The organism is Paraburkholderia sp. BR10937, assembly GCF_040965695.1.
GTDB lineage: Bacteria > Pseudomonadota > Gammaproteobacteria > Burkholderiales > Burkholderiaceae > Paraburkholderia.
The window spans coordinates 34358-48937 of the sequence record NZ_JBFRCL010000042.1 but is presented as its reverse complement, the minus strand read 5'-3'; the positions used below and the strand labels follow the sequence as shown (position 1 = coordinate 48937).

General features: G+C 66.4%; 13 protein-coding genes. All 13 read right to left on the bottom strand.

The window, feature by feature from the left end; all coding sequences use genetic code 11:
• Window positions 1–1566, bottom strand: coding sequence for an AMP-binding protein (locus AB4Y44_RS29100; RefSeq protein WP_368701537.1), 1566 nt, complete (start codon window positions 1564–1566; stop codon window positions 1–3).
• Entirely contained in the window at window positions 1563–2327 is a 765-nt protein-coding gene (locus AB4Y44_RS29095) for a VOC family protein (RefSeq protein WP_368701536.1), read from the bottom strand. The genes AB4Y44_RS29100 and AB4Y44_RS29095 overlap by 4 nt, the downstream gene beginning before the upstream one ends.
• The gene (locus AB4Y44_RS29090; protein WP_368701535.1) at window positions 2327–2773 is read right to left on the bottom strand and encodes a PaaI family thioesterase; all 447 of its coding nucleotides are present in this window, start codon (window positions 2771–2773) and stop codon (window positions 2327–2329) included. Before AB4Y44_RS29090 ends, AB4Y44_RS29095 begins: the two co-directional genes overlap by 1 nt.
• A gap of 21 nt (window positions 2774–2794) precedes the next feature.
• The gene (locus AB4Y44_RS29085) at window positions 2795–3799 is read right to left on the bottom strand and encodes a zinc-binding dehydrogenase (protein WP_368701551.1); all 1005 of its coding nucleotides are present in this window, start codon (window positions 3797–3799) and stop codon (window positions 2795–2797) included.
• A 62-nt stretch (window positions 3800–3861) separates the two neighbouring features.
• Window positions 3862–4824: an ABC transporter substrate-binding protein gene (locus AB4Y44_RS29080; RefSeq protein ID WP_368701534.1), complete on the bottom strand. Its 963-nt coding sequence runs from the start codon at window positions 4822–4824 to the stop codon at window positions 3862–3864.
• Between the two features lie 60 nt (window positions 4825–4884).
• Window positions 4885–5649, bottom strand: a complete 765-nt coding sequence (locus tag AB4Y44_RS29075) for an ABC transporter permease (RefSeq protein ID WP_368701533.1) — start codon at window positions 5647–5649, stop codon at window positions 4885–4887.
• Window positions 5650–5699: 50 nt separating this feature from the next.
• Window positions 5700–6395 (bottom strand): ABC transporter ATP-binding protein, encoded by a 696-nt coding sequence (locus AB4Y44_RS29070; RefSeq protein WP_368701532.1) that lies wholly within the window; start codon window positions 6393–6395, stop codon window positions 5700–5702.
• A 44-nt stretch (window positions 6396–6439) separates the two neighbouring features.
• Window positions 6440–7183, bottom strand: a complete 744-nt coding sequence (locus AB4Y44_RS29065) for a GntR family transcriptional regulator (protein WP_368701531.1) — start codon at window positions 7181–7183, stop codon at window positions 6440–6442.
• Window positions 7184–7524: 341 nt separating this feature from the next.
• Complete coding sequence (locus AB4Y44_RS29060; RefSeq protein ID WP_368701530.1) at window positions 7525–9264, bottom strand: ATP-binding cassette domain-containing protein; 1740 nt, start codon at window positions 9262–9264, stop codon at window positions 7525–7527.
• Complete coding sequence (locus AB4Y44_RS29055) at window positions 9261–10139, bottom strand: ABC transporter permease (protein ID WP_342919939.1); 879 nt, start codon at window positions 10137–10139, stop codon at window positions 9261–9263. The genes AB4Y44_RS29060 and AB4Y44_RS29055 overlap by 4 nt, the downstream gene beginning before the upstream one ends.
• Window positions 10136–11062 carry an ABC transporter permease gene (locus AB4Y44_RS29050; RefSeq protein ID WP_368701529.1) on the bottom strand — a complete coding sequence of 309 codons (927 nt, stop codon included), beginning with the start codon at window positions 11060–11062 and terminating at the stop codon, window positions 10136–10138. The genes AB4Y44_RS29055 and AB4Y44_RS29050 overlap by 4 nt, the downstream gene beginning before the upstream one ends.
• Window position 11063: 1 nt before the next feature.
• Window positions 11064–12713, bottom strand: coding sequence for an ABC transporter substrate-binding protein (locus tag AB4Y44_RS29045; RefSeq protein WP_368701528.1), 1650 nt, complete (start codon window positions 12711–12713; stop codon window positions 11064–11066).
• A 163-nt stretch (window positions 12714–12876) separates the two neighbouring features.
• Window positions 12877–14556, bottom strand: a complete 1680-nt coding sequence (locus tag AB4Y44_RS29040) for an ABC transporter substrate-binding protein (protein ID WP_368701527.1) — start codon at window positions 14554–14556, stop codon at window positions 12877–12879.
• Window positions 14557–14580 lie beyond the last annotated feature (24 nt).

Genomic DNA, 14580 nt, shown 5'->3' with positions numbered 1-14580 from the left:
TCACTGTTCCGTGTGAGAGGCCGCCACGGCGGCGAGGCGGCGCGCCGCCACGGCCTTGAGCGCGGCGCGGTCGATCTTGTTCGTCGAGGCAACCGGCACGGTTTCCACGAACCACACCCGGCGCGGATGCTGGAACGCCGGGGCCTGCTCCAGCGCGTGGCGCTTGAGCGTCTCCTCGTCGGCCTGCGCACCGGCCTTGAGCACGATGAACGCCACAGGCTTTTCGCCCTTGATCTCGTCGGGTACCGGAACGACGCAAGCCTGTGCGACGGCGGGGTGGCGCTCGAGCACGCGCTCGACTTCGCCCGGGTAGATGTTCTCGCCACCGCAGACGAACATGTCGTCACGGCGGCCCATGAAGGTATAAAAGCCTTGAGCGTCGCGCTGGAAGACATCGCCCGTGCGGTAGTAGCCGTCGGAGGTGAGCGATGCGCGCAGTTCCGGGCGGTTGTGGTAGCCGTTCATCAGCGCGGGGCTGCGCAGCAGCAACTCGCCGTGGTCGGACTCCGCCCCGGTTTCGTCGATGAGCCGCAACGCCACCAGCGGGTGCGCGGCGCCGACCGAGAGCGGCGGCGGCGGCAAGCCCTGCGGATGCTGACCGAACACCACCGGGCCGCCCTCCGTCGTGCCGTATGCGTTGATGACGCGCGCGTTCGGCAGCAGCGCGCGGATCTGCTCCTGGAGCGCGGCGCTTACGGGCGCGGAGCCCATCCGCACGTAGCGCACAGAGGAAAGATCGCTTTGCGCCAGCAGTTCACGCTCTTGCAGCATCATCGCGATCATGGGCGGCACCGCCGTGAGCCACGTGCAACGCCAGCCCGCAATCGCGCGGATGTAGTGCTTCGCGTCGAACTGCGGCAGCATCACCGTCGTCGCACGCGCGGAGAGCGCGAGAAACGCCAGCGCGAGCGCGTTCATGTGAAAGAGCGGCGCGGCGATCAGCACGCGCTCGCCCGCGAGCGGCTGTGATTGCAGCCGCGTGCGCACGACCCACAGATGGCTGCGATGCGAAAGCACCACGCCCTTCGGCCGCCCCGTCGAACCCGAGGTGTAGAGAATGAGCGCGGCCTCGTCGGCTTGCGGGACGAAGACGTCGAAACGCGTTGGGCGCTCGCTCGCGACGAACGACGAAAACAGCGTGGCGTTGTCCGGCAGGCTCGCCGCCGGAGTCGTTGACCGCGCATCGAACACGATGGCTTCGAGGCCGGGCGGAACATCGGCCACACGCTTTGCGTCGCAGAACACGAGCCGCGCACCGCTGTCCGCGATCACATCGGCAATGAGCCCGCGCGGAAAACGAAAGTTGACGGGCACGGCGACGAGACCCGCCCGCATGATGCCCAGCACCGTCGCCACGTAATGCGCCGAGTTCGCGGCCAGCACCGCTACACGTTCGCCGCGCCGGTAGCGCGCAGCGAGCGCTGCGGCAACGTTGGCCGCCAGCGCACCCAGTTCGCCATAGGTGTAATGCACCGGCACCCCTGCCTCGTCGAGTTCGATGAGCGCAAGCTCGCCGGGATCGGCGGCGTGATCGATCAGGTCGCCCAGATTCAGCGGCTCGCTCATGGCACGAACTCCAGCAAGGTATCGAAGCCCGGCAGCGCCGCGACGCTACGCGCCGCCTCCACGACGAACGGCAACCGCGCTTTCGTTGCAAGCTCACCGATTGCGCGCCATTGCGGCGAACGGATCGTGATCGCGCCGTAACGTGCCGCGCCAGAGGGGACGTGCGCGGCCAGCGCGCCGAAATACGCGTCGAACGCCACCCGGCTGTGAAAGACGAGGTCGAAACCGGGCGCAGGATCGCCAAGCCGCCCGTAGCCTTCCCTTTCCACGTCGACGAGATGGAGCGCCGCTAGCGCATAGCTCCCGTTCGCATGATCGCGCCACGCCTCGCGGAACACGAACTCGGGCGTCAGATGCTGGCAAAAATACACGCGCCCACCCGGCAACTGACCCGGCGCGAGGCGCACGGTCACGAAACGCGCGTCGCCCAGCCCTTCCACCGGCCGCGAGAAATGCTGCGGCGGCGTTGCTTCAAAACCGGCGGCGCGCAGATCGTCGAACGTGCGCTGCGGATCGTCGGTGCGATAGACGAGGCCGTCCGCGCCGAGCGGGCTCGCCGCGATCTCCGGCCGCGAGGCCGAGCCGTCGGCGGGCAGCCCGATCAACTCCAGGTAGTGGCCGTCGAACACGATCGCGTGATTGATCGAGCCGAGCGTGTGGTAGCCGCGCGGCGTCACCGTGAAGCCCAGCGCGCGAAACAGCGCTTCGGCGGCGTCGGTCTCGAAGCGCGAGTTGATGACGAGATGGTCGAGTGTCAGCATCACGGGCGCGCCGGCTGCGCGGCTGCTGTCGAATAAGTGCCTCGGCCGCTTGCGACGAGCTTGCCGTCGGCGTCGAACACCTGCGCTTCGGCTGTTGCGAACTGCGAACCGAAACGGATCACCTTGCCCTTCACGCGCAAATCGCCGGGCAGCGCCGCGCGGTGATAATCGACGCGCAAATCGATGGTCGGCACGCCGCGCCCCGTCTTCGAGACGAGCGCCCAGTCGGCGGCAAGATCGACCAGCGCCGCGAGAATGCCGCCATGCGTGTAGCGCTTTTCAGCGTTCACGACCCATTCCTCGCGCCATTGCGCGGTCAGTTCGATCTCGCCTTCGGCAACGGCCACCACCTTCAGCCCGAGCCATTCGTGATAAGGACCGCGGCGCAGACGCGCCTCAACTTCCGCCGCAGCCGGCAACGCGGACGTGCTTGCTTCCAGACTCATATTTGTTCTCCCATGCCTCGGTTACGGATTGACGACGACCTTGCCCAGCACCTCGCGATCGCGGATCAGCCGCAAGCCTTCGGCGGCCTGATCGAGTGGCAGCACGCGGTCGATGGCGGGTACAAGTTCGCCGCGTGCAATCTGGTCGAGCAGCGCGCGCAGGTTGTCGTCGTAGAAACTGTTCGAGCCGATCACCTTCAACTCGAAGCTCCAGATGTAGCGCAGGTCTTCCTTCGGGTCGTGGCCCGCCGTCGCGCCGCACACGAGCACCGTGCCGCCGCGCTTGACGCACTTGAGCGAGGGCACCCATGTGTCGCCGCCCGTGAAGTTCACGAGCACATCCACGCCACCTTCCTGGCTGCGCCGCTGCGGCTTGCCGTACTGCCCGATCGCCCACTTCGAGAAGTCGGTCGTGCGATAGTTGACGACATGGTCGGCCCCGAGCGCCTTCAGTTGCGCCGCTTTTTCGTCGCTGCCCGCGCAGGCGATCACCTCCGCGCCAAGCTGTTTCGCAAGCAGCAGTGAAGCCGTGCCCACGCCGCCGCTCGCGCCGAGAATCAGCACGCGGTCGCCCGCCTTCACCGTTTCGTGCGTGATGAGCATGCGGTGCGCCGTGCCGTAGGCAACCGGCAATGCCGAGGCCGCCTCGAAGCTCACGGATTCGGGCAGCGCAATGAGTTGCTCGGCGGCGACCGCGCAATACTGAGCCATGCCGCCGTCGAGCATCTCGCCCATCAGGCCTTTTTCGCGGTTCAGCGGATTGACGAGCACGCGGTCGCCCACCTTCCAGTCGTCGACGCCATCGCCCAGCGCGACGATCTCGCCCGCCATGTCGAGGCCAATCACAACGGGCAGCGGCACCTTGATGCCCGGCATGCCCTTCACGGTGAACACGTCGTGATAGTTGAAGGACGAGGCGCGCACGCGAATCACCACGCCACCGGCCGCCGCCTGGGGCACCGGTTTGTTGCTCACCACTTCGAGCTGGTCCAGATCGCCGTGTTCGCGCAGCACGAGCGCTTTCATCGTGGATGGGAGGGAAACTGCCATGTATCGAACTCCGAATGAAATCAAGTAAAGGTGAAGGTTCAGTGAATGGATCGCGACGCGGCGTAAGGCGCGCTATCGAACAGGCCCGCGGGCAACTCGCCCTCGATCACGCCGCCATCCACGAAAATCTTGTGTTCGCGCTGCAAGGTCGCGATGTCCGAAGGCTCGAACGTCACGCGGTTGATCTCCGCCCAGCGCGCCGCGTAGGCGTCCGCATCGGCGGCCGGCAGGTTGGCGCTCTTTTGCAGGATCGCCGAGACCTCGTTGTGATGCGTTGCGCCCCATTGCAGCGCATCGCGCAAGCCCGCTATGAGCTTCGCCGCGTCGCCGGGATGCTGCGTGAGCCAGTCGGCACGCACCGCGCTCACGCCGATATACGGCACGGCGTCGCTCTTCGTGAGCTTCTTCCACTCGTCGCCGAACGAGCCGAGCTGGCGCACTTTCAGGTCCTTCAACTGCGCGACCGTGATCGTGCGCAGCGCCGCGGCGTCGACCTGCTTCTGCACGAGAAACTGCGCGAGGCGCCCTTCGTTGCCGGGCACGATGGAGAAGTCCGCGCTGCGAATGCCGTAGTTCCCTTGCAGCACGGCGGTCGCGATCGAAGCCACCGAACTGCCCGGCGGCGACATGCCAACCTTCTTGCCGCGCAGGTCGGCCAGCGCGTGGATCGGCGAATCGTCGGGCGCGACGAACGCCACGTCCGCAGGCTGGGTCGCGAGCACGATGCGCAGCGGTGCCCCCTGGGCGGCCGAGCTGAACACGGCGGCGGCCGGCGCGGCGAATGCGAAGTCGATGGCGTTAGCCGCCAGCGCCCGGTTCGGCGCGTTCACGTCGGCGAAATGCACGAACTGCACGTCGAGGCCGCGTTGCTCAAGGAAAGGCTTTGCTTCGAGCACCGCACCGAAGCCGAGACTCACGCCGCTCGTCCAGTAGCCGATGCGCACCGTATCGGCGTGCGCCGCCTGCACCGCGCCCGCCGTGGCCGCGGCAACCAGGGCCATCTTGACGGCCCGCTTAAGAGTCCTGATCGTTTGCATTTTCTATACCCATTGGCTATGGATTCAGGCCGCGCGTTTCCAGCGAAACAGGCGCCTTTCGAGTGGTTTCAGAATGCCCGCTTCGAGCAGCAGCATGAGCACGACGAGCGTGACGGTCCAGGCAAACACCTGGTCGGTCTGCACGAGGTCCGCCGCCTGGCGCAGCCGGTAGCCGATCCCGTTGGATGAACCAATCGTCTCGGCCACGAGCGACACGCGCCAGCCGAAACCGAATGCGAGCCTCGCGCCGGCAAAGAAGTGCGGCAGGATGGTCGGCAGATAAATCTTGCGCATGATCTGCGCGGGCGAAAAATGGAAGCTACGCGCGAGTTCGACGTGCTGCGCCTCCACTGTCAACGCGCCCTGCCAAACGTTGGTCAGGATCAGCGGCATGGCGGTCATGAAGACCACGAACACGGTCGTCGCGTTCGAGATGCCGAACCAGATGATCGCGAACACGGCCCAGATGGCCGAGGACACCGTGTTCACGATGGAGAGCAGCGGCTCGAAAAAACGCGCCGCACGCGGACTCGCGCCGAGCGCGACGCCAAGCGGCGCGCCAACCAGCGCCGCGAGCGCGAAGCCTGCCAGCACGCGGTACAGTGTGGCGCCCAGATCGCTGAAGAACGAAGGCGAGCGAACCAGTGCGACGAGCGCCAGCGCAACCTTCTGCGGGCCCGGCATGACGAAGGCCGGCATGTGCCGCGCGGCCAGCGACCAGACTGCCAGTAGCAGGACCACGAGCGCCGCACGCTGTGCCACGACGGTAACTAAGGAGCGGGAAAGCACGGTGGACATCGTGAAACTGTTACGTTGTGTTCGAAGCATTTCCATAGGGCTCATACCAGCAGGCGCAAGCGGCGGATCGCCTCCGCCACATCGGCATCCGTCGCGCTGCGGGGGCGCGGCAGGCTTACGTTCACGATCTCGCGCACACGGCCGGGTCGCGGCGCCAGCACGATCACGCGGTCGGCGAGCACGATCGCCTCTTCCACGTCGTGCGTGACGAACAGGATCGTGGTGGGGCGCAGCGTTTTCAGCCGCAGCACTTCGCTGTGCATCTGTGCGCGAGTCTGTGGGTCGAGCTTTGAGAACGGCTCATCCATGAGCAGGATGCCCGGTTGCCCGACGAGGCTGCGCGCCAGCGCCGCGCGGCTGCGCATGCCGCCCGAAAGCTGATGCGGATGGTGTTCCGCAAATGCGGCAAGCCCGACAGTTTCAAGCGTCGTGGCCGCGCGTTCGCGCCGCTCGCGCGCTGACAGGCGTGGCCGCATGGCTTCGAGGGCGAACTCGATGTTCGCCCGCACGGAGCGCCACGGCAGCAGGCGGTCCTCCTGGAACATGTAGGCGAGCGAGCGCCGCTCGTCGTGCCCCACCGCGCGTTCGCCGTGCAGCCACAGGTCTCCCGCGTCTGGCGCCGCGAGCCCGGCGACGATATTGAGCAGCGTGCTCTTGCCGCAACCCGACGCGCCGAGCAGCGCCACGACCTCGCCCTCCCCGACTTCGAAGCCGATGTCGTCGAGCACCTTTAGCATGCCGAAATGCTTTCCGATGCCGCGCACAGAAATGGCCGCCGCGCTCATCGGCTCAGCTCCGCCACCGAGAATACCGGCAGCGAGGCCCCGGAACTGGAGAGGCTCGCGTAGACCTTCTCCATGGTCATGTCGCGGAAGGTCTCGATATGGCGCCGCGCGATGGTTTCCGCACGCCGCTCGTCGTTCTTGTCGAACGCATCGATCATGGCATTGTGATCGTGGCGGATTTCCGGCTTGGTGCCCTGCACGCCAAAGCCAAGCGCAACGAGGCGCGACATCTCGTCCATCAGGTTGGCGAGAGTATGGTGCAGGCGAACGTTGCCGCTGGCCTGCGCAATCGCCAGATGGAATTCCCGGTTCGCGTCCAGAAAGACGTCGATCTGATCCGACAGCTCGCGCTCCGGATACGGCACGCGGCACGCGGCTTCCAGCCGCCGCAACAGCGCGACGTCGACGCGCCCGCACGCAAGGCGCGCGGCAAGCGGCTCCAGTTGCACGCGTAGGGCAAACACTTCCTCCACGTCGCGCAGCGTGATGGGCGCGACACGGTACCCCTGCCGCGGCATCGCGCGGATGAAGCCTTCGTGGACGAGCCGCACGAGCGCGACGCGGCAACTGCTCTTGCCGAGCCCGTAATGCTCCATCAACTGGCTTTCGGTGAGTGTCGCGCCGGGCATGAAGCGGCACGACAGCACATCGCGGCGTATACGCCCGTAGGCGTCCTCGCCGCGCAATGCGGGCGAGCCGCCCGCGTCCTGCTGTCTGCCTGCTTCGCCGGTTTCGTTCATCTCGCACGCGCCTTTCGTAAGCTGCTCACAGATCGTTCTTGAGACATTCATGTGAGCATCGTAGTCGCCCCCTTACGCTTTGATAACGAATAAAACTAACGAATCTTGTATGCGATGCAGATATCGTGGGCGGCTCAGAAAGGGGTATCTGACCCGGCGACGAAGCGGATCGAGGCGGAACGGGCGTGATATCGGGCCGCGGGGGCTGGGACAGGAAAGGGGCGCCTGGGCCGAAATGGGCAGCTTTCGCGGCCAGCCAAGGTGGCAAGGCGGCTTGCGTGTGACAGTCAGGCGAAAGCCGCGGCAGCAGTTTGTGCCGCGCCGCTTTCGCCTTCGGGACGTTATGCCGCCCGGCGTTGCGTCTGCAAGGTGGGCGCGGAACGCAGCAGCAGTTTTGTGTAGTCGGCCTGGGGCGCCGAAAACACCTCGGCTGTCGCGCCGGACTCGACCGCGCGGCCGTCCTTGAGCACCAGCACGCGATCGCTCACGTGCTGAACAACGTCGAGGTCGTGCGAGATGAACAGCAGCGCGGTACCAAGCCGCGCCTGCAACTCGCCGAGCAGGTCGAGCACCTGCGCCTGCACATAGACGTCGAGCGCGGAAACGGGCTCGTCGCAAACTATCAATGCGGGTTCCGAAGCAATCGCACGAGCAATGGCAATGCGCTGACGCTGTCCACCCGAGAGCGACACGGGCAGGCGATCCAGATAACTGGCGTCGAGCCCCACCTGCTCCAGCAGCGTGACGCTGCGCTTCAGCACGGTACGCCGCTCGAGACGCTGCGCGTGCAGGCCGTCGGCGAGCAAGCGGCCCACGTTGTGACGCGGGTCGAACGCGCTCAGCGGGTCCTGCGGGATATAGCGCAGGAGCGGTCGCCGCTGGCTGCGCTGCGTTTCGCTCACGCCCGCGCCGTTCCAGCGCTGGCCAAGAAACTCGACCGAGCCGCTCGTCGGCGCGAGCAGACCCAGCACGATGTTCGCGGAGGTGCTTTTGCCCGACCCCGATTCGCCGACAATGCCGAGCACTTCGCCCTCTCTCACCTCGAACGAGACGTCGTCGAGGGCAACGAACGCGTTCGCGTCGTGCGCCGGGGCGACCTTTCCGCCCGCATACCGCTTGCCGATGCCTTGCGCGCGCAGGACGACGCTGCCCACCGCACGCTCACGCGCGGGCAGCGGCTCGCGCACGACGGCGCTCCCGTCTTCCTCGACGAAACGCGCGGAACTGAGGCGGTAACCGCGCGAGTGCGCGTCCGGCTGCGCCGCGAGCAACTGGCGCGTATAGGGGTGCGAAGGATGTTCGAGCACGTCGCGCGTCGCGCCGCTGTCCACGACGTCGCCTCGATGCATCACAATCACGCGATCGGCAATGCCCGCGACCACGCCAAGATCGTGGCTGATGAGCAGCACGCCCACGCCCGCTCGCAGACGCGCCTCCAGCACCGCGAGTACCTGCGCCTGCACGGTCACGTCGAGCGCCGTGGTCGGTTCGTCGGCGATGACGAGCGCGGGAGATGCGGCGATCGCCGAGGCGATCAGGGCGCGCTGGCGCAGGCCGCCCGAAAGCTCGTGCGCATACTGTGCGGCACGGCGCTCGGGTTCAGGAATGCCCACGTCGCGCATCACCGCATGCACGGCCGCCGCGCGTTGCGCGCGCGATTGCCCCTTCGCGTGGCGTGCGAGCGTCTCGCCGATCTCCCGGCCCACCGTGCGCAGCGGATCGAGCGAAACCAGCGCGTCCTGCATCACGAGCCCCGCGAAGCCGCCGCGCACCGCGCGCCAGTCGCGCTCGCGAAACTCGAGCGCCGCGCGGCCGTCGATCTCGAAGCGCTGCGCGTCGATGCGCGCATGCGTGCCCGCGAGGCCGATCAGGCTGCGCGCAGTGAGGCTCTTGCCCGACCCCGATTCGCCGACGAGCGCGACGCATTCGCCCGCGTGTATCGTCAGATCGACGCCACGCACGAGCGGGCCGCCGCCGTTGACATCGGCGAACCCGATCGACAGGCCCCTTACGTCGACGAGCGTGCGGCCTGTCAAATGCGCGGACGCGGGCGTGGCGGAGGAAGTCAAAATCTCGCTCATCGGGTACGAACTCCATAGATACGCGACAGGTGCTTGCCGATCGTCGTGAACGCGATCACCGTCAGCGTGATCGCCAGGCCCGGAAACACGCTCGGCCACCACGCGACGCGCAGAACGTCGCGCCCTTCGGCGAGCATCACGCCCCACTCCGGGGTCGGTGGCTGCGGGCCGAGCCCGAGAAAGCTGAGCCCCGAAACCGCGATGATGGCGCTGCCGATGTCGATCGTCGCGATCACGGGCACCACTGCCAGCACATTCGGCAGCACGTGCCGCCAGAACACCTCGCGGCGCGACAGGCCGAAGATCACGGCCTGCGTCACGTAGTCGGCGCGGCGCACGACGAGCGTCTGCGCGCGCAGCACGCGCCCAAATTTAGGAATGCTCGCGATACCGACCGCCACGGCGATATTGACGATGCCCTGGCCGAGAAACGAGACCACGAACAGCGAGAGCAGCACGGGAGGAAACGCCGAAAGCACGTCGAACACGCGCGACGCCGACTCGTCGACGAGCCGCCGTCCAAGACCCGCGCACAGGCCGATCACGAGTCCAATCACGAGGCTCACGAGCATGCTCGCGAGGCCGATGAGCAGCGAGTAGCGTGCGCCATAGACCACGCGCGCCAGCACGTCGCGGCCGATGCGGTCGGTGCCGAGCCAGTGCGCCGCGTCGGGCGGCTGCATGGCGTGCGCGACGTCGCTCAGCAACGGGTCATAAGGCGTGATCGCAGTGGGCAGCGTAATGGCGAACGCGAGCAGGGCCAGGAACGCCGCCGCGAGCAGCACGGAAGGCGGCACGCGCGTGAGCCGCGGCAGGCCTGCCTTCGCGCGCGGGCGGCTGGAAGCTTGCTCGGAAGAAACGGAAATATCGCTCATTGGCTGCGCAACCTCGGGTCGATGAACAGATAGGCGATGTCGAGCACGGTCGAGATCACCACATGCACGAAGGCGGCCAGCAGCACGACCGCCAGCACCACGGGCACATCCTGCGACGTCACAGCGTCGAGCGTGATGCTGCCGAGGCCCGGCCGGCCGAACAGCTTCTCGGTGATGACGGCGCCGCCGAGCAGACCGCCGATCAGCCATCCGCCGAGCGTCACGACCGGCAGCAACGCATGGCGCAGCAGATGGCCCACGCGCAGCCGGGCTTCGGAAACGCCGCGTGAACGCACAGTGGTCACGAATGGCCGCTCGAAGGCGGCATCGAGCGCTTCGCGCATGACCTGCGAGAGCATGCCTGCGGTGGGCAGCGCGAGCGTGATGGCCGGCAGCACGAGCGAGCGCCACCCTGCCGCGCCGGAGACCGGAAACAGCCGCCAGTGGAACGAGAACACGATGAGCAGCAACAACCCGCCCCAGAACACCGGCGTGGACGTGAACACGAGTTCCGCCGCCGAGGCGAAGCGCGTGGCCCATGCGCCGCGCGCGGCCGCGCCCGAGGTGGCCGTGGCCACGCCTAGTGCAAGCAGCACGGCCAGCACGGCCGCCGCCGACGCGAGCTGGACGGTTGGCCATAACTGGCTGAAGAGCACCGCGCTCACCGGCTGCTGCAGCACGAACGAGGTGCCGAGATCGCCGCGGGCGAGTCTCAGCACGAACTGACCGTACTGCCAGAGCAGGCTGTGGTCGAGTCCCCATTGCGCGGCGATCGCCTCACGCAAGCCAGGGTACGAGAGATCCCCCGCGAGGATGTCCTCGATGCGGCCGGGCAGCGCGTGTATCGTCACGAACGCGGCGCTGGCGGCCAGCCAGAGCACCAGCAGGCCTGTCAGGAGCCGGGTCACCACTTTGCGCACCATCTCACCCCCCTTGCTTGTCGACCCACAGCTCATAGGCGCTGGCGGGACCGTCGAGTTCCGGCTCGAAGCCGATGCCATGCACCGACGACTTCGCGGCCAGATGGTATTGCGGCGCGTACAGCGGCACGATATAGCCCTGGTCGACCGCATACTGCTGGATCTCGCCAAGCAGCTTGCGGCGCGGCTCGCCCACCGGCAGCCTGCGCGCTTCGTTGATTTTGCGCGTGAGCGTGGCGTCGGACTTCGGGATCGCCTGGTACAGGAAACCCTGATCGCCCAGCATGTCCCAGAGCTCCATCGCGACGTCGGACGGGTTATCCGTATTCGGATAAATGCTCCAGACGCCGGTGTGCTTCTCGCTCTCGAATTCGCCCGGCGTGGTCACGCGCAAACGCAGATCGAGCCCCACGTTCTGGCGCAGCGCCGACTGCATCGCCCGGATCAGCACGTCGCGGCTGTCGCGAATATACGGCTGCGGGTAGCCCACTTCGATCGTCAGGCGCTTGCCGTCCTTCGTGCGGAAGCCGTCGCTGTCACGCGTGGTCCAGCCCGCCTCGTCGAGCAGATGGTTCGCCTCGGCGATCCTGTTGCCCCACGAACCTTGCAGCGTCTTCGCGTAGTCCGGGTTGTCGGGGCCGATGTTCGACCACGCGCGGCGCACCGTGCCGAGATAGACGGTCTTGACGATGCCGTCCAGATCGAAGCCGTCGCGCAAGGCTCGCCGCACACGCACGTCGTTGGCGGGCCATGCTGTGTAGTTCACGTTGAGGGTGAAGGAGGTCGTGGCGGACGGCCCGGTCAGGAACTGGAAACCCTCGACATGATCGAACACGCTCGTGTCGGTGGGCTGCACGCCTTCGATCAGATCGACCTGACCCGAACTGAGCGCGCCGGTACGCACTGAAGCTTCCGGCAGGAAGCGGTACACCACCTTGTCGAGCCATGCCGGGCCCTGGTGCTGCGCGGCCTTGGGAGCCCAGCGGTAATCGGGGTTGCGCGTGAACGTAGCCGATTGCCCGCGCTGATACGCGCTGAACACGAACGGCCCCGTGCCGACGATGCCCGGGCCGCCCCCGCACAGATCATGATTCGACGCGAGCGCCTTCGGCGAAATAAAGCCCAGCTTCACGCTGGAAAGCGATTCAAGCGTGGTCGAATCCGCCTGCTTGAGCACGATGCGCACGACAGAGGGCGAGACCACTTCGACACGGTCGAGATGCACGAGCAGCGAAAGGGAAGCCGACGTGGTCGCCGCATTGGCGATGATGTAATCGAAATTGGCCTTCACCGCCTGCGCGTCGAACGGCGTGCCGTCGCTGAAGTGCACGTCGTCGCGCAGGTTGAACGTGTAGGTCTTGCCGTCGTCCGACACGCTCCACGACTTCGCAAGCCACGGCGAATACGAGCCGTCGCGCTGCTTGTAGATCAGCGAGTCGACGTAATTGCGGATCACCCAGAAGGCGTTCTGCTGCGACGAGCGATGCGGATCGAAACAGGCGGGCTCGGTGGTCACGCCCCACGTGAGCGTGCCGCCTGAAACGGGTTTGGCCGCCACGCTCTGCGGCGCGGCCTGCGCGCTATTCGTCTGGTTGCACGCCGTGAGCGAAAGCAAGGCGCAAGGCAACGCAATGGCGGACAAAACGGGGAACACAAATTGATACGGCCTTCGAAGCATCACGTAACCAGTTAATCAGTGGTGGAAAACACGAATTCATCAGTTCGCGCCGCCCGGGTCAACGATGAAGATTCGATAAGCTTGCCGGGCGGCACGGTATAAGCAAATTCCGCGAGAGAGGACGCGCACGGCGGCGCACTCAAGACACGCCTTGCCGGTCGATCCAGAGCTCATAGGCACTAGACGGCCCGTCGAGCGACGGCTCGAACCCGACGCCATGCACGCTCGCCTTCGCGGCGAGGTGATACTGCGGCGTATAGAGGGGAACGACGTAGGCCTGCTCCACCGCGTATTGCTGGATCTCGGCTAGCAGCTTGCGGCGCTGTTCGCCCACCGGCAGGCGGCGCGCCTCGTTGATCTTGCCGGCGAGGATCGCGTCGCGCGCCGTGACAGCGCGGTAGAGGAAGCCGGCATCGCCGAGGTTGTCCCACAGCTCGAACACCGCATCGGAGGCGTTTTCCGTATTCGGATAGGCACTCCAGCGACCGGTTTGCTTCTGGTTTTCGAATTCGCCCGCGGTCGTGAAACGCAGACGCAGATCGAGCCCCACGTTCTGGCGCAGCGCCGACTGGATCGAGTGGATCAGCACGTCGCGGCTGTCGCGCACGTAGGGCTGCGGGTAACCCACCTCGATCGTCAGGCGCTTGCCGTCCTTCATGCGGAAGCCGTCGCTGTCACGTGTGGTCCAGCCCGCCTCGTCGAGCAGATGGTTCGCCTCCGCGGTCTTGTTGCCCCACGAACCTTGCAGCGACTTCGCGTAGTCGGGATTGTCGGGGCCGATGTTCGACCACGCGCGCCCCACGGTGCCGAGATAGATACCCTTGACGATGCCGTCGACGTCGAAGCCGTCGCGCAACGCGCGCCGCACGCGCACGTCGTCGGTCGGCCATACTGTGTAGTTCACGTTGAGCGTGAACGACGTCGTCGCCGCGGAAGGCCCGGTGAAGAACTGGAAGCCATCGACATGATCGAACACGCTCGCGTCGGTAGGCTGCACGCCTTCGATCAGGTCGACCTGACCCGAACTGAGCGCGCCGGTACGCACCGAAGCTTCCGGCAGGAAGCGGTACACCACCTTGTCGAGCCATGCCGGACCCTGGTGCTGCGCGGCTGCCGGCGCCCAGCGGTAATCGGGGTTGCGCGTGAACGTAGCCGATTGCCCGCGCTGATACGCGCTGAATACGAACGGCCCTGTGCCAACAATACCCGGGCCACCCGCGCACAGGTCGTGATTCGATGCGAGCGCCTTCGGGGAAATAAAGCCGAGGCTCACGCTCGAAAGCGACGCGAGCAACGTGGAATCCGCCTGTTTGAGCACGATGTGCACGACGGAAGGCGAAACCGCTTCGACATGATCGAGACGCGCCAGCAACGCCGCCGACGACGCTGTCGTCGCCACGTTGGCAATGATGTAGTCGAAATTGGCCTTCACCGCCTGCGCGTCGAATGGCGTGCCGTCGCTGAAGTGCACGTCGTCGCGCAGGTTGAACGTGTAGGTCTTGCCGTCGTCCGACACGCTCCACGACTTCGCAAGCCACGGCGAATATGAGCCATCGCGCTGCTTGTAGATCAGCGAGTCGACGTAATTGCGGATCACCCAGAAGGCGTTCTGCTGCGACGAGCGATGCGGATCGAAGCAGGCAGGCTCGGTGGTCACGCCCCACGTGAGCGTGCCGCCCGATACGGGTTTGGCCGCCGCGCTCTGCTGCGCGGTCTGCGCGCTATTCGACTGCTTGCACGCTGCGAGCGACACCACCGCGCCCAGCACGACCAACGCCGTTGCGGCATGGCGCAATGGCTTTCCCGATCCTCGATTCATGTTTCGCCCTGTCGCTTTTGAAGG

Bases quoted from the DNA above. Each gene is read 5' to 3' on its own strand.
- AB4Y44_RS29055 (WP_342919939.1), bottom strand. From the start codon at position 10,139: ATGAGCGATATTTCCGTTTCTTCCGAGCAAGCTTCCAGCCGCCCGCGC.
- AB4Y44_RS29085 (WP_368701551.1), bottom strand. From the start codon at position 3,799: ATGAAAGCGCTCGTGCTGCGCGAACACGGCGATCTGGACCAGCTCGAA.
- AB4Y44_RS29095 (WP_368701536.1), bottom strand. From the start codon at position 2,327: ATGCTGACACTCGACCATCTCGTCATCAACTCGCGCTTCGAGACCGAC.
- AB4Y44_RS29060 (WP_368701530.1), bottom strand. From the start codon at position 9,264: ATGAGCGAGATTTTGACTTCCTCCGCCACGCCCGCGTCCGCGCATTTG.
- AB4Y44_RS29050 (WP_368701529.1), bottom strand. From the start codon at position 11,062: ATGGTGCGCAAAGTGGTGACCCGGCTCCTGACAGGCCTGCTGGTGCTC.
- AB4Y44_RS29100 (WP_368701537.1), bottom strand. From the start codon at position 1,566: ATGAGCGAGCCGCTGAATCTGGGCGACCTGATCGATCACGCCGCCGAT.
- AB4Y44_RS29040 (WP_368701527.1), bottom strand. From the start codon at position 14,556: ATGAATCGAGGATCGGGAAAGCCATTGCGCCATGCCGCAACGGCGTTG.
- AB4Y44_RS29090 (WP_368701535.1), bottom strand. From the start codon at position 2,773: ATGAGTCTGGAAGCAAGCACGTCCGCGTTGCCGGCTGCGGCGGAAGTT.
- AB4Y44_RS29065 (WP_368701531.1), bottom strand. From the start codon at position 7,183: ATGAACGAAACCGGCGAAGCAGGCAGACAGCAGGACGCGGGCGGCTCG.
- AB4Y44_RS29080 (WP_368701534.1), bottom strand. From the start codon at position 4,824: ATGGCCCTGGTTGCCGCGGCCACGGCGGGCGCGGTGCAGGCGGCGCAC.
- AB4Y44_RS29070 (WP_368701532.1), bottom strand. From the start codon at position 6,395: ATGCTAAAGGTGCTCGACGACATCGGCTTCGAAGTCGGGGAGGGCGAG.